General features: G+C 62.7%; 14 protein-coding genes. 10 read left to right on the forward strand and 4 right to left on the reverse strand.

Annotated features, from left to right (window positions below; genetic code table 11):
- The first annotated feature begins 251 nt into the window (after positions 1 to 251).
- The gene (locus K3F44_RS05100) at positions 252 to 2,462 is read left to right on the forward strand and encodes an ATP-binding protein (RefSeq protein ID WP_220633461.1); all 2,211 of its coding nucleotides are present in this window, start codon (positions 252 to 254) and stop codon (positions 2,460 to 2,462) included.
- On the opposite strand, the gene K3F44_RS05105 is transcribed toward K3F44_RS05100, so the two are convergent.
- Positions 2,419 to 4,203 (reverse strand): sensor histidine kinase, encoded by a 1,785-nt coding sequence (locus K3F44_RS05105; protein WP_220633462.1) that lies wholly within the window; start codon positions 4,201 to 4,203, stop codon positions 2,419 to 2,421. The two genes, K3F44_RS05100 and K3F44_RS05105, sit on opposite strands and share 44 nt — an antisense overlap.
- 76 nt (positions 4,204 to 4,279) lie before the next feature.
- The gene (locus K3F44_RS05110; RefSeq protein ID WP_220633463.1) at positions 4,280 to 5,326 is read right to left on the reverse strand and encodes a LacI family DNA-binding transcriptional regulator; all 1,047 of its coding nucleotides are present in this window, start codon (positions 5,324 to 5,326) and stop codon (positions 4,280 to 4,282) included.
- A gap of 241 nt (positions 5,327 to 5,567) precedes the next feature.
- On the opposite strand from K3F44_RS05110, the gene K3F44_RS05115 reads away from it, so the two are divergent.
- From K3F44_RS05115 to K3F44_RS05155, 9 genes are all read left to right on the forward strand, one after another.
- Positions 5,568 to 7,799, forward strand: a complete 2,232-nt coding sequence (locus K3F44_RS05115; protein ID WP_220633464.1) for a TonB-dependent receptor — start codon at positions 5,568 to 5,570, stop codon at positions 7,797 to 7,799.
- A gap of 53 nt (positions 7,800 to 7,852) precedes the next feature.
- Complete coding sequence (locus tag K3F44_RS05120; protein ID WP_220633465.1) at positions 7,853 to 9,196, forward strand: LLM class flavin-dependent oxidoreductase; 1,344 nt, start codon at positions 7,853 to 7,855, stop codon at positions 9,194 to 9,196.
- Entirely contained in the window at positions 9,193 to 10,236 is a 1,044-nt protein-coding gene (gene mgrA / locus K3F44_RS05125) for an L-glyceraldehyde 3-phosphate reductase (RefSeq protein ID WP_220633466.1), read from the forward strand. Before K3F44_RS05120 ends, mgrA begins: the two co-directional genes overlap by 4 nt.
- A gap of 3 nt (positions 10,237 to 10,239) precedes the next feature.
- On the forward strand, positions 10,240 to 11,169 hold the full coding sequence (locus K3F44_RS05130) for an aliphatic sulfonate ABC transporter substrate-binding protein (RefSeq protein WP_220633467.1): 930 nt from the start codon (positions 10,240 to 10,242) through the stop codon (positions 11,167 to 11,169).
- Between the two features lie 120 nt (positions 11,170 to 11,289).
- The gene (locus tag K3F44_RS05135) at positions 11,290 to 11,910 is read left to right on the forward strand and encodes a LysE family translocator (RefSeq protein ID WP_101318800.1); all 621 of its coding nucleotides are present in this window, start codon (positions 11,290 to 11,292) and stop codon (positions 11,908 to 11,910) included.
- 21 nt (positions 11,911 to 11,931) lie between these two features.
- Positions 11,932 to 12,834 (forward strand): alpha/beta fold hydrolase, encoded by a 903-nt coding sequence (locus K3F44_RS05140; RefSeq protein ID WP_220633468.1) that lies wholly within the window; start codon positions 11,932 to 11,934, stop codon positions 12,832 to 12,834.
- 98 nt (positions 12,835 to 12,932) lie between these two features.
- Positions 12,933 to 13,469 carry a sigma-70 family RNA polymerase sigma factor gene (locus tag K3F44_RS05145; RefSeq protein ID WP_150571882.1) on the forward strand — a complete coding sequence of 179 codons (537 nt, stop codon included), beginning with the start codon at positions 12,933 to 12,935 and terminating at the stop codon, positions 13,467 to 13,469.
- Positions 13,466 to 14,413, forward strand: a complete 948-nt coding sequence (locus K3F44_RS05150) for a FecR domain-containing protein (RefSeq protein WP_101318806.1) — start codon at positions 13,466 to 13,468, stop codon at positions 14,411 to 14,413. Before K3F44_RS05145 ends, K3F44_RS05150 begins: the two co-directional genes overlap by 4 nt.
- A gap of 81 nt (positions 14,414 to 14,494) precedes the next feature.
- Positions 14,495 to 16,912: a TonB-dependent siderophore receptor gene (locus tag K3F44_RS05155; protein WP_220633469.1), complete on the forward strand. Its 2,418-nt coding sequence runs from the start codon at positions 14,495 to 14,497 to the stop codon at positions 16,910 to 16,912.
- A gap of 45 nt (positions 16,913 to 16,957) precedes the next feature.
- Here K3F44_RS05155 and K3F44_RS05160 read toward each other — a convergent pair whose 3' ends face one another.
- Positions 16,958 to 17,560 (reverse strand): DUF4157 domain-containing protein, encoded by a 603-nt coding sequence (locus K3F44_RS05160; RefSeq protein WP_409077659.1) that lies wholly within the window; start codon positions 17,558 to 17,560, stop codon positions 16,958 to 16,960.
- Positions 17,557 to 18,111: a TetR/AcrR family transcriptional regulator gene (locus tag K3F44_RS05165; RefSeq protein WP_220633471.1), complete on the reverse strand. Its 555-nt coding sequence runs from the start codon at positions 18,109 to 18,111 to the stop codon at positions 17,557 to 17,559. The genes K3F44_RS05160 and K3F44_RS05165 overlap by 4 nt, the downstream gene beginning before the upstream one ends.
- Positions 18,112 to 18,125: the final 14 nt, after the last annotated feature.

Here is an 18,125-nt window from a genome sequence, read left to right on the forward strand (position 1 = left end):
TGAAAGGTCTTGGAAGGCAAGCTTCGTGCCGGCCTGGCAAATGCCCGCAGGCACGCGAGTAAAGGGCCATGCGTGGAGAGTCTGTGCAAGGCAATGGGGCGCGCTGTGACGCCCTGCACCAGCCTGGTGATCGCTACTGACGGCCGTTTGTCCGACCTGGTACAAAATGCCACGGAACGTCTGCGCCGGTTTGATCTCCTATTCAGCAGATAGAGGACAACACGTATTGGGCAATTGACGGTCAGCACAAGATGAAGTCAGGTCAGAATAATCACCCAGACCAGGCAAAACTGCCTTTTCTGCTGGGGGGTGGCAGCATTGGCAGCCAGATCCAGACCATGGACTGGTCAGGCTCTCCGCTGGGTGCGCCGCAACAGTGGTCGCTCAGTCTGAAGACGCTGATGGCAACCATTTTGCCGGCTCAAGCTCAGATCGTGTTGTTCTGGGGTCCTGAATACGTGGCGCTGTATAACGATGCTTACTCGACCACAATTGGCAATAAGCACCCGCGCGCGTTAGGGCGACCTGCACAGGAAAACTGGACCGAGCTGTGGGATGACCTGGAACCGCTGCTGAGCGGCGTGCGCAACACTGGGCAAACTTTTTCAGCCAAGGACCGACCGTTTTACCTGGAGCGTAGCGCCCACGGCGAGACGGCTTATTTCGACGTGTCCTACTCTGCCGTTCGCGAAATCGACGGCAGCGTTGGCGGTGTATTGTGCGTCGTCTCTGAAACCACGCAAAAGGTGCAGTTCGAACGGCGGCAGAGCTTTCTCCTCGAACTGGGTCAGGCGCTTCCGGAATTGACCGAGCCGGAACAGATCGAAGCCTATGCCATCGAACGCGTAGGCCAGCAACTGGGCGCCGTGCGGGTTTTTCTAGCCGAATCGCAAGGAGATGATCAGCAGATGCGCATCGCCCGCGATTGGGTAAATGGTGCGATTTCCAGGGTTGGTGATCTGACCTGCGGCGAGAGTCCAGTGCTACTGACCGAACAGCTCGGTCGCGGGTTCGCCGTGCAGGGTGCAGATGCCGCCAGCGTGTATGTGCCGGTACTGCGCGGCAGCAGCATTGATGCCATCCTCGGCGTCGAGTTTGCCGCGCCGCATTTTGTCGACGAGGACCAGTGCCTGCTGCTTGAAGACACCGCCAAGCGGGTCTGGCAGGCAATCACCCACGCCCGCTCCGAGCGGGCGTTGCGCGCCAGCAGTGCGCACCTTGAGGCAACTTTTGCCGAGCTGCTGGCGCTTAATGAGTCCCTCGAAGAGCGTGTCTCGGCAATGCTGGCCGAACGCGAGGAAGCCAATCGGCAGCTGTATGAAACTGGCAAGATGGAGATGATTGGCCAGCTCACCGGCGGTATCGCCCACGATTTCAACAACATGCTCACCCCGATCATTGCCTCCCTGGAGCTGATCCGTCGACGGCCAGAGGATGCTCAGCGTTCAGTGCGCTTGATCGATGGTGCGCTGCAGGCCGCTGAACGTGCGCGAATTCTGGTCGGGCGCCTGCTCAGCTTTGCTCGCCGGCAGACACTCAAGCCGCAAGCCGTGTGCCTGGCAACACTGGTCAATGACATGCACGAGTTGATGGCGCGCTCGTTGGGGCCGACCATTGAGGTCGTGGTGCAGATCGATCCACAGTTGCCCAATGTGCTGGTCGATCCCCATCAGCTTGAGCTTGCTTTGCTCAACCTGGTGGTCAACGCACGCGACGCCATGGCCAATGGCGGGCGTGTGTATCTGGCCGCCGGGGTTGGTGAAGATGACCCGGATTGGCCGGAAAGCGTGCACGGCCGCCAGGTCTGGCTGCAGGTGCGTGACAGCGGCTGCGGCATGAGTGAAGAAGTGCTGGAGCGTTGCTTTGAGCCGTTCTATTCAACCAAACAGGTCGGCAAAGGCTCCGGCCTTGGCCTGCCCATGGTGCAGGGCCTGGCAGCTCAGTCAGGCGGTGGCTTTGCCATCGATTCGCAGCCGGGGCAGGGCACTCGGGCGACATTGTGGCTGCCAGTCAGTCGCGGCCAGGTCTGTGAGCCGCTTGCCGAAGTTGGCGACGCCATCATGGCACCAGGGCAAATGCAGGTCTTGCTGGTTGACGATGAGGACATTGTGCGCAACGCAACGGCCCTGCAATTGCGTGACCTTGGCTATCGGGTAGCCGAAGCCGCCAGCCCCGCGCAGGCGCGGCGAATGCTGGCAGAGGGGCTGGCGATGGATGTGCTGGTGACTGACCAGATCATGGTCGATGAGACCGGCGCCAGGTTCGCTCAGCAACTGCGCCAGCAGCAACCGCAATTGCCGGTGCTGATCATTACCGGTTATGCCAACCTGACCCCGCGTGAACTCAATGGTTTTGCTGTTCTGCGCAAGCCGTTTCGCCGGGCCGAACTGGCTGAGAGTTTGGCCCAGTTGCTCGCGCTCAACAGCCCACTGACGGAGCCTCCTGAGGCAAGTACAGGGTAAACGTGGTGCCCTGGCCAGGCTGGCTGATTACCTGCACATCGCCGCCTGACTGCTTGGCGAAGCCAAATACCTGCGACAAGCCCAGGCCGGTGCCTTCACCGGCCGGCTTGGTGGTGAAGAAGGGGTCAAAAATCCGCTCCAGCAGCTCTGGCGCAATACCCGTGCCATTGTCGATCACCGAAATCGCGGCAAACGCCCCCGCCTGCAGATGATCACCCGGTTGCGCGGGCATGCGCTGGTTGGCAACCAGTTGCAGTACCAGCGTGCCTACTCCATTCAACGCGTCGCGGCCATTGATCATCAGGTTAAGCACTGCGGTTTCCAGCTGGCCTGGGTCCGCATGGACAAAACACGGCGTCTGCGGCAGTTCCAGTACCACCTTGACCCGCGCACCAGTGGCGGTATCGAGCATGTCGGCCATGGCTTGCAGGCGTTGGCCAACCTCGAATATCTGCGGGCTGAGCGCTTGGCGCCGGGCAAAGGCGAGCAGTTGGCCGGTCAGTTTCGAGCCACGCTCAACCGTCTCGATCATGGTTTGCAGATAGCGCTGGCGGCGGCTGTCTTCCAGGTCGGGACGTTGCAGGAAGTGCAGCGACGAGCGAATGATGGTCAGTAGATTATTGAAATCGTGCGCCACGCCTCCGGTCAGCTGGCCGATCGCTTCGAGCTTTTGCGACTGGCGCAGGACTGCTTCGGTTTGCAGCAATTGCTCGGTGCGCTCTTCGACACGCTGTTCCAGGCTGGCATTGAGTGCTTCGAGGGCGGCGGCGCTGGCGCGCACCTCGGCAACGGCCTGGACCCGCTGGATATGCGCCCAGCAGCGCTCGGTGACTTCGCTGATGAGCCCCTGCTCGTAAGCCGTCCAGTGGCGCGGTTGGCGGTCATGGATAGCCATCAGTGCGGTCAGCCGACCGTCCTTGATCAGCGGCATGCAGATGGTCGCAGTGATGCCAATGGCCTGGAACGTCGCGGCCTCATGTGGCAGCAGTTGGCTGAGGTTGTCGTCGATCACCAGCGCCCGACCGGCGCGCAGCTGGCTGACCGCCAGGCTGCCGAAATCGGCCAGCCGATAGTGGCCCACCAACCGTGGTGAGCCGGTCGCGACGGCATCGCCGCAAATGGTGAAACCGTCCTGATCTGCGTCCATGACGGCATAGGCACAGCTGGACAGGCCGAGATGTCCGACCAGTAGACGGGTGGTGGTGGCCATGATCAGGTCAGGCTCGGTGGCGTCGGCCAGGGTACGGCTCAGACTGTCGAGAAAATTCAGGCGCTGATTGGCGACCACTGTCGCGGTGGTCTCAGTGACTGTATCGAGCATGCCGACCAATTCGCCATTGTGGTCGCGGATCGGGCTGTAGCAGAACGTGAAGTAAGCGCGTTCGGTACCGCGCTGGCGATCAATCAGCAGTGGAAAGTTCTCGATGAACACCGCTTCGCCGGCAAGGGCGCGCTCGGCAAGTACTCCGATGTCGCTCCACGCCTCCTGCCAGACTTCGCTGAAAGGAATGCCCAAGGCCAGTGGCTTGCCGCCCAGGATATCGCTGAAGGCATCGTTGTGCAGAGTGAGCATCTGCTCGCCCCATAGCACGGCCTGAGCGAACCGTGAGTTAAGGCACAGCGACAGGGTGGTCTTGAGCACGTCGGGCCAGCTTTCCATAGGCCCGAGCGCAGTTTGCGCCCAATCGTGGGCGCGGATGCGTTCGGCCATCAATCCGCCGCCTTCCAGCCATTTAGCCATTGCTAGGTCGATCCGTTTGCAGGGAGCACAAGGTTGCCCGTTGGCAGGGCTGATTGCGAGCGCTTTATGCGGGATGTCAGGCACTTTCGCGCGCGATCAGCTCGCAGTGCAACAGGTTCAGCCGCGGCACATCGACATCCACGGCGATTGCTCCCAGGTGCTGCAGCACGCGCAGCGCGGCGATCTCGCCAATCTCCCGCGAGGGCGGGCGCAGGGTGGTCAAGCTTGGCAGCAGCATGTCAGCGAAGGCGTAGTCACCAAAGCCCATTATGGCCATCTCTTCGGGCAGCTTCAGGCCGGCGCGCTGGCCGGCGAGCACGGCGCCGGCGGCCAAGTTGTCGTTGGCAAAGATGATCGCATCCGGGCGCGGCTCGCGGCGGATCAAGGCCTGCATCGCCTGCTTGCCCGCCTCGAACGGAGCGCTGTCCGCCGTCGGCACGAAGAACCACGGCTCCAGCCCGGCATCGCGCAAGGTTTGCGCATAACCATCGCGCCGTTGCAGCGCACTGAAGTCGCCGGCCGCGCTGTTCTGCACGAAGGCGATGCGCCGGTGGCCCTTGTCGAGCAGATAGCGGCAGGCCTGCACGCCGACCTCGAAGTGCAGAAAACCTACCTGCAATGGCTCCCGCTCGGGGCAGTAGTCCCAGATTTCCACGACCGGTACATCGGCCTCTGCCAGCATCTTCTCGGTGGCCGGGCTGTGAAACTGGCTGGTGACCACCAGTGCCGCCGGCGACCAACCGAGAAACGCGCGCACTGCGCTTTCTTCCTGTTCTTCGCTGAAATAGCTCGACGCCAGCAGCAACTGATAACCGTGCTTGCTCAGGGTGTCGCTGAAGGCCTGGATGGTCTGGGCAAAGATCGGCCCGGAGATGTTTGGGATGACCATACCGACGATACGCCCGCGTGCCGAAGCCAGCCCGCCGGCCACCAGATTGGGCACATAGCCCAAGGCTTCGACCACGGCTTTGATGCGCTCACGCAGGGGCGGCGAAACCTGCTCGGGTTGATTGAAGTAGCGAGACACGCTGATCGATGACACGCCGGCCTCGCGCGCCACTTGGGCGAGGGTGACGCGGCCCGCGCCGCGGCGCTTACGAGGGGTGTCCTTGAGCTGGCTCACAGGGGCATCTCGAATGAATGAGCGCCGATGTTAGCGCTAACCCAGGCATGCTACGCAAATAGCTTTATGGAATAACAAAAGTTTTTTTAAGTATTTGACCTGCTAAGCGGCGGGCTTGGATACTCGGTCCATGTTAGCGCTAACACAGCGCTGCTGTTGGCCACCGACTGCCACTCGCACGAGCGAGACCAGACATCGACAGCACTTCAATTCAGTCTGGTCTTTCAGGGCAGTAAGCATCATGCACATACATCACATCCGAGGCGCCGTTGCGCGCGCCAGCCGTTTCCCCGTACGTTCGCCACTCGCCACAGCCGTGTTGCTGGCGGCCATCGGTCAGTCGGCACAGGCTGCTGATAACGACCAGCAGAACCCGCAGGCCACTGCGCTGAGCGCCGTCACCGTGACCGCTACACGCCGCGAGGCGAGCCTGCAGGAAGTGCCGGTTGCGGTCTCGGTGGTGCAGGGCGAGCAGCTCGAACGCGATAACCGCAACAGCGTCGCCAGCATCGTCCAGCAGGTGCCGACCCTCAACTACCGTGCGGGTGCGTCGAACAAGGACACCTCGCTGTTCATTCGTGGCGTCGGCACTATCTCGACCTCACCAGGCGTCGAGCCGACCGTAGCTACTGTGGTCGACGGCGTGGTGTTTGGCCGACCAGGCCAATCCACCCTCGATCTGCTAGATCTGGAACGCATCGAAGTGCTGCGCGGCCCGCAGGGCACGCTGTTCGGCAAAAACGCCTCCGCCGGCGTGCTCAACGTGGTCAGCAAAGCTATCCCCGAGCAGACCCAAGGCTATGTCGACTATTCGCACTTTGGCGGTGGCGACGAAAACCGCCTGCGCTTTGGCCTCGGTGGCCGCTTGAACGAGCAGCTCAAAGGTTCGTTGAGCACGCTGTGGGGCGACTATGACGGCAACGTGGAGAACCTCGCCAATGGCCATGATGTAAATGGCTATGAGCGCAAAGGCCTGCGCGGCAAGCTTGAATTCGAACCCAGCGATGAGCTGCGCCTGACCCTGATCGGCGACTACATGAAGGGTGAGGACACCTTGCCCAGTGGCGTCGTCACCCAGGCCAGCACGGCCTTTCGCAACCAGCTGGGCGCGGTCCGGCCGAGCGCGCACAACCGCGACATCAGCAGTGATTTCAAGACCCACGTCGAGGACGAAAACCAGGGCTTCTCGGCCCAGCTTGACTGGCAACTGGGGGATTACACCCTGACCTCGATAAGCGCCTGGCGCGGTTGGGACAACACCCAGTATCAGGACGGTGACCGCCGTGCGCTGTTGCCGCTGACCGCCTCCCATGACAAAGGCACTGTCGACTACGACCAGTACAGCCAGGAGTTTCGCCTGACCTCGCCCAAGGGCCAGTTCAACGAGTACGTGCTGGGCGCGTTCTACATGCACGGCACCTCGCGGGAAACCTACCAGCGGCTGTCGGTCAACGGCGGCGTAGCCAACAGTGGCCGCGCCGACTATTCGACGACCAATGACAGCGTTGCCCTGTTCGGTGAAAACACCTTCAACTTCACCGATGATTTGCGGGCCATCTTCGGCCTGCGCTGGACCCACGATGACCTCGAATACGATCACCGTCGGGTGTCCACCTCGCCGACCTCGGTGACCGGCATCCAGCCCTCGACTGCCAGTCAGGGCTCGGTCGATGAAGACGGCTGGAGCGGCCGCACTGGCCTGCAATATGACTTCAACGACAACCTGACCGGCTACGTGACCTATTCACGTGGTTACAAGGGGCCGGCCTACAACGTGTTCTTCAACATGCAGCCGCGCGATACCGGTGCACTCAAGCCAGAAACCTCCGACGCTTACGAGATCGGCCTCAAGAGCACTGCGCTGGACAACCGCCTGGTGGCCAACCTGGCGCTGTTCCATACCGACTACGACGACTACCAGGCCAACTTCTTCGACACCGTGGCCAACCAGGTGGTCACCCGCCTGGTCAACGCCGGCAAGGTCAAGACCCAGGGCGTCGAGCTGGATGCCAGCTTCCAGGTCACCTCGCAGCTGAAACTGTCTGCCGCAGCGGCCTACACCAAAGCTCGCGTCGACCACTTCAACTGCCCAGCGGGCGCGGCTGCCAGCTGCGACATCGACGGCGGCCGCCTGCCGTTCACCCCGGACTGGAAGACCTACCTGCGCGCCGACTATGTGATCCCGCTGGACAACGGCCTGGATATCGAGTTGGCCAGTGACTACAGCTGGCAGGACTCGGTGCAGTTCAGCCTCGACCAGAACCCCGACACCGTACAGGGTGCCTACGGCATCTGGAACGCCAGTGTTGCCCTGGCCGATTACAACGAGGGCTGGCGGGTCGCACTGCTGGGCAAGAACCTTGGCGACAAGTCTTACGCACAGATGCTCTCCAGCGGCGGCGACTATATCTATCGCTCGGTGCCGCGCGATGACGGCCGCTACTTCGGCGTGCAACTGCGCAAGGACTTCTAACCGAGCGGCCAGTCCTGTGGCCGCCTCTTTGCACCGATCAGCGAGTAACTCCGATGAGTACAGCACCCCGTCAACTCAGCCTCGGCGCCTTCATCATGGCCACCGGGCACCACGTCGCCGCCTGGCGTCATCCAGACGTGCCGGCTGATCCGCTGGACTTCGCCATCTACCGGCGCGTAGCTCAGGCTGCCGAGGCGGCCTGCTTCGACGCACTGTTCGTCGCCGACAGCGTGGCCGCGCCGAGTGATGCCCTAGCCAGCCACAGCGCACGCTCGGTGTACTTCGAGCCACTGACATTGCTGTCAGCACTCAGCGCAGTGACCGAGCGCATCGGCCTGATCGCCACGGCTACCACCAGCTACAACGAGCCGTACCATGTGGCGCGCAAGTTCGCCTCGCTCGATCACTTGTCCGCCGGCCGCGCAGGCTGGAACCTGGTGACCTCGGATGCCGCCGCCGAGGCTGGCAATTTTGGCCGCAGCGCGCATATCCCGCATGGCGAACGCTATGCCCGCGCTCGCGAGTTTCAGCAGGTGGTGCAGGGGCTGTGGGACAGCTGGGCGGATGATGCGTTTGTCCGCGACAAGGCCAGTGGCGTGTTCCATCACGCCGATGGCGTGCGTGCCCTTGAACATGTTGGCGAGCACTTTCGCGTCAAAGGCCCGCTCAATGTCGCTCGCACGCCCCAGGGCAGGCCGGTGCTGGTGCAGGCCGGTTCGTCCGAGGCCGGACGCGAGCTGGCGGCCGAAACTGCCGAAGTGGTGTTTACCGCGCAGCCTTCACTGGCCCGGGCGCAAGCGTTCTATGCCGACCTCAAGGGCCGCTTGGCGCGCTACGGGCGCGAGCCGGATGCGCTGAAGATCATGCCCGGCGTGTTCATCGTGGTGGGGCAGAGCGAGGCCGAGGCGCAGGACAAGGCCGAGCAGTTTCAGGCGCTGGTCGACCCCCGGGTAGGCGTGGCCTTGCTCGGGCGCATGCTCGGTAACTTCGACCTGTCCGGCTACCCGTTGGACGGCCCGTTGCCGGAGCTGCCACCGACTGAGGACGGCCAGCGCAGCCGCCAGCAGTTGCTCACCGAGCTGGCCGGCAGCGAACAGCTGACCCTGGCCCAGCTTGGCCAGCGCATCGCCGGTGGCCGCGGCCACTACAGCCTGATCGGCACGCCGACGCAGATCGCCGACGAGCTGCAGGCCTGGTTCGAAGGCGCCGCCGCCGACGGTTTCAACGTGCTGGTGCCGCACTTGCCGCAGGGCCTGGAAGACGTCGCCCGCTGGGTCGTGCCCGAGCTGCAGCGCCGTGGGCTGTTCCGCCGTGAATACCAGGGGCGCACCCTGCGTGAGCATCTGGGCCTGCAAGTGCCGGCCAATCCCTTCTTTGCCAAACGAGGTCAACCATGAGCTACACCGCCCACCCCGAGCGCTATGCGCGCATGCCGTACCGCCGCGTCGGCCGCACTGGCCTGGTCCTGCCGGCGTTGTCACTGGGCCTGTGGCACAACTTTGGCGATGCCACGCCGATCGACACCCAGCGCGCGCTGCTGCGCACGGCGTTCGATGCTGGCATCAATCACTTCGACCTGGCCAACAACTACGGCCCGCCGTACGGCAGCGCCGAAAGCAACTTTGGCCGCTTGCTGCGCGAAGACCTGCGCGCCCATCGCGATGAGCTGATCATCTCCAGCAAGGCTGGCTGGGACATGTGGCCTGGGCCCTATGGGCAGGGCGGCAGCTCGCGTAAGTACCTGATCTCCAGCCTCGATCAGAGCCTGACGCGGCTGGGTCTGGACTACGTCGATATCTTCTATTCGCACCGTTTCGACGCCGACACGCCGCTGGAAGAAACCGCGATTGCCCTGGCCGATATCGTCCGCCAGGGCAAGGCGCTGTACATCGGTATCTCGTCCTATTCGGCGGGCAAAACCCGCGAGATCGCAGCATTGCTGCAAGCGCTGAATGTGCCGCTGCTGATCCATCAGCCCTCGTACAATCTGTTCAACCGCTGGATCGAACAGGACCTGCTCGACACCACCGCAGAGGTCGGCGCCGGGGTCATCGTGTTCACTGCGCTGGCCCAGGGGCTGCTCACCGACAAGTATCTGCAGGGCGTGCCGGCTGATGCGCGGGTCAACCGTGCCGGCGGCAGCTCGCTGCGCGCCGAGCACTTGTCCGAAGCCAATATCGCTCGCGCCCAGGCGCTCAACGAGATCGCCCACCGGCGTGGCCAGAGCCTGGCGCAACTGGCACTGGCCTGGACCCTGCGCGATCCACGCGTGAGTTCGGCCCTGATCGGCGCCAGCCGGCCCGAGCAGATCATCGAGAACGTCGCCGCTCTGGACAACCTCGCGTTCAGCGCCGAGGAGCTGGCCGAGATCGACCAGTTCGCCGTGGAAGGCGGGATCAACCTCTGGGAAAAACCCTCGACCGACTGGAAGGAGTAAGCCATGACTATTGTTCGCATGGCTGCAGCACTGCTGTTGGCCCTAGCGGGGACTGTGCAAGCGGCAGATCCGGCCAGTTTGCGCATCGGCTACCAGAAGGGCTCGATCAGCCTGGTGCTGGCCAAACAGCACGGTTTTCTCGAGCAGCGCTTTGCCAATACCAAGGTGCAATGGATCGAGTTTCCGGCCGGGCCGCAGATGCTCGAGGCGCTCAACATCGGCAGCCTGGATATCGGCTCGACCGGTGATATCCCACCGATCTTCGCCCAGGCGGCCGCTGCCGATCTGCTCTACATCGGCGCCGAGCCGGCCAAACCGCGAGCAGAAGTGATCCTGGTGCCCAACGCCAGCACGCTGGCCAGCGTTGCCGAGCTCAAGGGCAAGCGCATCGCCCTGCAGAAAGGCTCCAGCGCGCACAACCTGCTGTTGCGCAGCCTGGCCAAGGCCGGCTTGAGCATCCGCGACGTGCAACCGGTGTACCTGGCCCCGGCCGATGCCCGCGCGGCGTTCGAGCGCGGCAGTGTCGATGCCTGGGCGATCTGGGACCCGTTCTATTCGGCTATCGACGTCGAAGGCAAAGCGCGGGTACTGGCGGACGGGCAGGGCTTGGGCCTGATCGGCCCGTTCATGCTCGGCGCGCGGGGCTATGTCGAAGCCAACCCCGAATTCGTCGGCCAGTTGCTTGAGCAGATAAGCCAGGCCGAGGCGCTGACCCGCAGTGACGAGGCCGGCAGTATCCGCACATTGGCGGACTTCATGGGCATGCCCGAAGAGGTCGTGCGGCGCAGTTTCAGCCATCGTCCGGCGTCGCCAGTGCTTGCCGTCAGTGACGAAATCATCGCCGCGCAGCAGCGCACGGCACAGTTGTTTTTCGACAACCGCTTGCTGCCCAGGCAGGTGCAAATTGCGCCGGCAGTGTGGCGGCGACCGTGATCTATCCCGCAGCAGTACAAAATGTGTATCTGCTTATTCGAGGCTAACTGTATAGGTGGGCGGGCGAGGGCGCTGGGCTACTGTGGGTGCACAACATCTACCCGCTCGGGACACTTGCTCATGTTTGCCTCCTTCGACCTGCTGATGGCGTTCGTACTGTTCGCCTTCGTATCCTCCATCACTCCGGGGCCCAACAACACCATGTTGCTGGCCTCAGGGGTCAACTTCGGCGCGCTGCGGACCATTCCCCACGCGCTGGGGGTCAGTGTCGGCTTCATGCTGATGGTGCTGGGAGTGGGCTTTGGTCTGGGTGAAGTGTTCAAGGCCTGGCCTGTGCTGTACACGGTATTGCGCTATGTCGGCGCCGCCTACCTGCTGTACCTGGCGTACAAGATCGCTACCTCCGGGCCGATCTCCGCCAACGGCAAAAGCACGGCCAAACCGATGACCTTTCTCGGTGCTGCGGCGTTTCAGTGGGTCAACCCGAAAGCCTGGGTCATGGCTGTTGGCGCCATTACCACCTACACCCCAGCGCAAGGCTACGTGGTCAACGTGATCGTGATTGCCGCCGTATTCGCCCTGGTCAACCTGCCTAGCGTTGGGATCTGGGTAATGTTCGGCAGTGCCTTGCGCAACCTGCTGCAGAATCCGCGCTGGCTGATGCTGTTCAATGTCCTGATGGCAGTGCTGCTGGTGATATCGCTTTACCCGCTGCTGTTTGTACAATCGGCGTTTTCCTGAACCGGCGAGTACAGCCAAGCGATGCAATTGATCCCCTGGTCTCACGACTGCTCCGAAGGCTTTACCCTGCGCGGCTGGCGCACGCCGGCCAGCGGCAAGCCGTTGCTGCACTTTCTGCATGGCAACGGCTTTTGCAGCCTGGCTTATCAACCTTTGTTGATGCACCTGGGTGAGCACTATGATCTGTGGCTGAGCGATGTGCAGGGGCATGGCGACAGTGACCACGGTGGGGTGTTTCGCGGCTGGAACCGCTCGGCTGAGTTGGCGGTGGAAGCATTCGAGGCCGGCCGCGGCGAGTACGGCGCGGTGCCGTGCTACGCGCTGGGGCACAGCTTTGGTGGCGTGCTGACTGGGCTGATCGTGGCTAATTATCCGCAATTGTTCGAGCGCGCCGTGCTGCTCGACCCGGTTATCTTCAGCCAGCGCATGCTCGTCACCATGGGCGCTGCCCGGCTGTTTGGCCTGCACCGCAGTCATGGACTGGCGCGCAAGGCGGCCACCCGGCGCAGCCACTGGCCTGACCGCGAGGCGGCTTTCGCTGCGTTGCAGGGCAGGGGGATTTTCAAAGGCTGGCACGACTCTGCGCTGCGGGCCTATGTCGAGCATGCGATCGGTGATTGCGGCGAGGGGGTGGTGCTCAAATGCCGGCCTGCGCGTGAGGTCGATATTTTCAGTTCGTCGCCGCAGCGGTTGTGGTCGAATCTGGCCAGGATCAGCACGCCTACGTGCATTCTCTATGGTGAGCAGACGTACCCGTTTGTAGTGGCGTCGGTGCAGCGGCTGGCTGCGCTCAATCCGCAGGTGAGCAGCCAGGCGGTGGCGGGAGGGCATTGCTTCATGCAGGAAGATCCGGCAGCGGCAGCACTGCGGATCGCGAGTTTTCTTGATCATCAAAAGGTTTCAGACTCTGTAGCGATGCAGTAACCCTGGGTGATAGCAGGGTAATTGCCCTGTCAAGGTCGTCCCGGTATAGTGCGATCAATTCTCAAATGCGATTGCATCGCTCACAGGACTCCAGCGTTATGGGCTCGGCTTCTTCCCGCGACTTATCCGCCCATGGCGACATCCACGGCCTGTATGTCGAGCACCACGCCTGGCTCAAGCGCTGGCTGTGGCAGCGGATGGGCTGTCGCAGCGATGCCGCCGACCTTACTCAGGACACCTTCCTGCGGTTGTTTCGCCCCGCAGTTGCGCCCCGCGCATCCGACCTGCGCCAGCCCCGTGCTTACCTGGCCACTGTTGCGCGCCGTTTGATGCTCAACCTGTATCGTCGCCGCTCGGTTGAGCAAGCCTGGTTGCATACCCTGCAACAGATGCCTGAGCAGTGGGCTGCGTCGGCCGAAGAGCAGTATCTGATCCAGGAAGCCCTGCAACTGATAGATTCGCTGCTGCACGGCCTGCCTTCGGTGGTGCGCCGGGCGTTTCTGCTGTCGCAGCTCGAAGGCCACAGCCATGCGGAAATTGCCATGGCACTGGGGGTAACGGTGCGCAGCGTGCGGCGTTATCTGACCCAGGCGATGGAGCATTGCATGCTGCTCGCCATGGCCGATGAGCGGTGAGCGAACGGCCGCTGGAGCGACACATCGTTCGCGAGGCCGCGCGCTGGTACATACGCTTGAACGGCGCCGAGCATAGTCCTGCACTACAACTCCGATTCGAGCGCTGGCGCGATCAGCACCCGGACCACGCGCGCGCCTGGCAGTTGGCGCAGCGGGTAAGTGAGCAGTGGCAAGGCGTTCCCGAGGGCGTCGCGTTACCCACCCTGGAACGAGCCGATGGGCTCAGCCGTCGTGCTGGCCTCAAGGCGCTGATGGTGCTGATGACCGCCGCTCCTGCTGCGCTGGTGGCCTGGCGGCAGACCGATTGGCTGGCCGATGAACGTACCGCGATTGGCGAGCAACGCGAGCTGACCCTGATCGACGGTACGCGCCTGGCCCTCAATACCCAAACTGGCGTGGACATCGTTTTCGATGCCAGCCAGCGGCTGCTGCGCTTGCGTGGCGGGGAGATCCTCGTTATCACGCACCCGGACAGCCTGAGCCGACCGCTATCGGTGCAGACCGAGCAAGGCATCATCCGTGCACTGGGCACGCGCTTCAGCGTGCGTCAGGAGGGCAACGACAGCCAGGTCAGCGTGTTCGCCGGCGCCGTCGCCATTCAGCCTGTGCAGGGCGGCAGCGACTTACACCTGAGCGCTGGGCAGAGCGCCCATTTCGACCGCCGTCAGGTGTCGAGCCCAGCGCCATTGCTTACCGGCGCTGGCGAGTGGGCCAGCGGTGTGCTGCGCGTCGAGCGGATGCCCCTCAACCTTTTCGTCGAAGAACTGAACCGCTACCGACCCGGCTGGGTGCGATGCGATGCACAGGTCGGGCAATTGCTGATCAGCGGCGCGTTCCTGTTGCGCGACACCGACCTGATCCTCAGCGCAGTGTCCCGGGCGCTGCCAGTGCAGGTGGTGTATCGCACGCGGTATTGGGTGAGTTTGCAGGCGCGAACCGTCTGAAAAAAAGTCTGCAGCGCCTGTCCGCTTTGCCAGCGCTCGCGTGTCCTCCAGGCACACAGATCTTTTCGATTCGGAGTCTGCATGCCTTTGTCATTTCGTTGCTCACCAATTGCCTGCGCCGTGCAGGTCACAGCTCTGGCTGTGAGCCTTAGCGCCAGTCCCTCGTTGTTTGCCGCCAGCAACCTGCACTACACCATCTCGCCAGGGCCGCTGGGCCAGGTGCTGTCGAGCTTTGCCGCACGTTCGGGCATCAATCTCGCCATCGAACCGGCGCTGGTAGACGGACGCCAGAGTGCCGGCCTGCAAGGTGAATTTGCGCTGCAGGCGGGCTTTTTACGCGTACTGGCCGGTAGCGGTTTGCGGGCGGTTGATCACGGCAACGGCGTGTACGCACTGGCGCCGATCCCCCAAACGGACGCAGCGCTGGAACTCGACGCCACGCAGGTCGTCGACACCCGCTTCAGCAGCACCATTGGCGATGGACCAGTGCCGGGTTATGTGGCCAAACGCACCACGGTCGGCACCAAGACCGACACGCCAATCAATGAAATCCCGCAAAGCATTTCGGTGATTACCCGCGATGAAATGGACCAGCGTGGTGTACAGGATTTCAATGCCGCTGTGGCCTATACCCCCGGGATTCGCGCGTTGGACTACGCAGGCGGGCAAGGCGCCCCGGATATCTTCCTGCGCGGTTTTCGTGCCTTCAACCTGTTCGGTCTGTATCAGGATGGCCTGCGCACCGGCTTCAACCAGTACGACACCAACTTTGAAACCTTTGGCCTGGAGCGAGTCGATGTGGTCAAAGGTCCCGCTTCGGTGCTGTTCGGGCAGATGGCGCCGGGTGGGGTGGTCAACATGACCAGTAAACGCCCGCAGGAAACGCCGATTCGTCATCTCGAAGTGCAGTACGGCAGCTTCGACCGGCGCCAGCTGGGTCTTGATGTCGGTGATCAGCTCGATAACGACGGCACCCTGTTCGGTCGGCTGGTCCTGCTACAGCGCGAGAGCGACACCCAGGTCAGGCACGCCCCTGATGACCGCACTTATGTAGCGCCGTCCCTCACCTGGAAACCCGACAATGCCAATACGCTGACGCTGCTTGGCAGTTACAGCAAGAGCCGTACGGGTGGCTCGGAGCAGAGTTTTCCGTTGATTGGTACCGTGCGCAAAAGCCCCTATGGCCATATTGATTCAGACACCGACCTGGGCTGGAAGGGCAGCTATTACCACAGCGAAAACACGGTCATCGGCGTGCAGTACGAGCATCAGTTCGACAATGGCTGGAAGCTGCAGCAAAACCTGCGCTACATGCATTCCAATGTTGGTTACCTGTCCAGTGGTCCTGATGTGGTACTCAACGCCGACGGCCGTACCCAGGACATCGGTTTGCAACTGCGGCCCAAAAACAGCGATACCTTCCTCATCGACAATCATCTGCAGGGGCTGGTCGACACGGGTCCGTTGCAGCACATCTTGCTGGCCGGTCTGGATTATTCGCACTACAAGGCCCGCGAAACGCGCCGTAACGGCGACCCCGATCCTGAGGTCGAGATGATCGACCTGTATCGCCCGGTCTACGGTGGTGCGGCCATCTGGTACGACCCTTTGCAGCGCTCTACCGACACACGTTTGCAACAGGTCGGGCTGTACCTGCAGGATCAGATCAAGCTCGACCGCTGGGCGCTGACCCTGGGTGGCCGTCAGGATTGGTCCACCGCCTGGGAGGAGGGCTTGTACTTCGGTACAGAGCAGGTCGATACCGTGCAGCGTGACCGCAAATTCACCGGCCGCGTGGGCCTTGCCTACCTGTTCGACAATGGCATCGCACCCTATGCCAGCTACAGCACTTCGTTTCAGCCCAACCCGGAAGCCTACCGTGACGGCACGCTGTTCGAGCCGACTGAAGGCCGCCAGTACGAGATTGGCGTTAAGTACCAGCCGCCCGGTTATGACGCTTTCATCACCGTTTCGGCGTTTGATCTGGTGCAGACGAATGTCTCCACCACCGATCCGGTCAATCCCGGTTTCTCGGTGCAGAGCGGCGAAGTGCGTTCACGTGGCATCGAGCTGGAAGGCAAGGCCAGCCTCAGCCATGAGCTGAACGTGCTGGCGTCCTACGCTTACCTGGATGCCGAGATCACCCAGGACAACAGGTTCGAGGGCAACGCGCCGCGGGCGACTGCGCGCAATACCGCCAGCCTCTGGCTCGACTACACGATCGCAGACGGTGCGCTCAAAGGCGTAGGTATGGGGCTTGGACAGCGCTATGTTGGCTCGTCATATAACGTGCAGCACACCGTGAAGACGCCCCATTACCTGCTGACCGACGTCACCTTGCGTTACGACCTGGCGGGTATCGGGCTGGACGGTATGAGGGTGTCGGTTACGGCCAGCAACCTGTTCGACAAGCACTACTTCCAGCCAGGCTTTTACGAAGACTCGGTGCTTTACGGCAACCGGCGCAACGTGATTGCCAGCCTGAGCTACGACTGGTAGCGGCGCTGGCCCGGAGCCCTTTCAGGCGGTAAGGGGCTGATGCAATCAGTGCGCCTGTCCAGACTGTTTTTTACGCAAGGCAGCCGCCACCTCGGCCTCGATCGCGTAGGCCGGGGCTTCCAGCTCGTTGTAGTTGCGCGTGTAGCGCCGGGCGAACTCGCTGACGCCCAGCTCTTGATACTGCTGTACATGCTTGAGGTCATGGGCCCACAGCGCGACATTGTTCTCGGCATCGCTGGCATGGCGAAAGATCACCGTGTCGATCAAGGTCACCGCGTTCACATCGGGGTTTTGCAGCAGGGCATTGGCGGCGCTGACCTGCTGTTGGTCACCGACCCGGTAGCGCAAGGCGTCGAGCACGGCAAAGTCGTACCAAGCGTCTAACTGAACGCGGATATGCAGCGGGATCGGCTCGGTGCCGAGTGCAGTGGCGTCGGCCTGAGCTTGTTGCAGGGCGAAGACCAGGCCGCTTGAGGCCATGTGTTCGACATCCTGCAGGATCTGCCCAGCCTGGCCGGGGTCGAAGGGGGTGCAGAAACAACCCATCAAGCACACTTGATACTGGCCCGCCGGGCAGGTGTCTGCGGCAGCTGCAGGTCGGGCCAGGGCCAGGGTCAGGCTGAGCCACAGCAGCAGGGCAGGCCTCAAGCGAGCACCTTGGCGACCAGGCTGCGGCTGGCCTGCAGCAGTTCGCTTTGCACGGTTTCGCTGGCCAGCATGCGCCCGACCACCACCGCGCCGACACATTGGCTGATCAAGGCCCAGGCCAGTTCAGGATCATCCAGGGTCTCGCTCCAGGCTGCATGCAGTACGACCAACCAGTGCTCTGCCTCCTGGCGTACGGTTTGGTCGGCGCGGGCGATCTCCACCGCCAGTGGCGGCAGCGGGCAGCCTTCTTCGGCGTTATGCAGATGGGCCAGGCTCAGGTACTGCTCCAGGCAACGGGCCAGACGCTGGCGTTCGGCGCCGCGCGCGGCCAGGCGGGCGAGGGGGCTGTTGCTCAGCTCACGGCGAACGATCTCGCTGAACAGGTCGTCCTTGCACGGGAAGTGGTTGTAGAACGCGCCACCGGTGAGGCCAATAGCTTTCATCAAATCAGCCACGCCGGTGCTGGCGAAGCCGCCGCGCTTGGCCAGTGCGCCGCTGCTGGCGATGAGTTTTTCGCGGGTTTGCAGTTTGTGTTCAATGGAGTAGCGCATTCAGATGATCTCCG

This window comes from Pseudomonas sp. S07E 245 (assembly GCF_019599025.1).
In the GTDB taxonomy this organism is placed as follows: Bacteria; Pseudomonadota; Gammaproteobacteria; order Pseudomonadales; family Pseudomonadaceae; genus Aquipseudomonas; species Aquipseudomonas shirazensis.

What these genes read in the sequence shown, in the direction of transcription:
- K3F44_RS05100 (WP_220633461.1), top strand. Translation starts at nt 252, where the DNA reads ATGAAGTCAGGTCAGAATAATCACCCAGACCAGGCAAAACTGCCTTTT.
- K3F44_RS05105 (WP_220633462.1), bottom strand. Translation starts at nt 4,203, where the DNA reads ATGGCTAAATGGCTGGAAGGCGGCGGATTGATGGCCGAACGCATCCGC.
- K3F44_RS05115 (WP_220633464.1), top strand. Translation starts at nt 5,568, where the DNA reads ATGCACATACATCACATCCGAGGCGCCGTTGCGCGCGCCAGCCGTTTC.
- K3F44_RS05120 (WP_220633465.1), top strand. Translation starts at nt 7,853, where the DNA reads ATGAGTACAGCACCCCGTCAACTCAGCCTCGGCGCCTTCATCATGGCC.
- mgrA (WP_220633466.1), top strand. Translation starts at nt 9,193, where the DNA reads ATGAGCTACACCGCCCACCCCGAGCGCTATGCGCGCATGCCGTACCGC.
- K3F44_RS05130 (WP_220633467.1), top strand. Translation starts at nt 10,240, where the DNA reads ATGACTATTGTTCGCATGGCTGCAGCACTGCTGTTGGCCCTAGCGGGG.
- K3F44_RS05135 (WP_101318800.1), top strand. Translation starts at nt 11,290, where the DNA reads ATGTTTGCCTCCTTCGACCTGCTGATGGCGTTCGTACTGTTCGCCTTC.
- K3F44_RS05140 (WP_220633468.1), top strand. Translation starts at nt 11,932, where the DNA reads ATGCAATTGATCCCCTGGTCTCACGACTGCTCCGAAGGCTTTACCCTG.
- K3F44_RS05145 (WP_150571882.1), top strand. Translation starts at nt 12,933, where the DNA reads ATGGGCTCGGCTTCTTCCCGCGACTTATCCGCCCATGGCGACATCCAC.
- K3F44_RS05155 (WP_220633469.1), top strand. Translation starts at nt 14,495, where the DNA reads ATGCCTTTGTCATTTCGTTGCTCACCAATTGCCTGCGCCGTGCAGGTC.
- K3F44_RS05165 (WP_220633471.1), bottom strand. Translation starts at nt 18,111, where the DNA reads ATGCGCTACTCCATTGAACACAAACTGCAAACCCGCGAAAAACTCATC.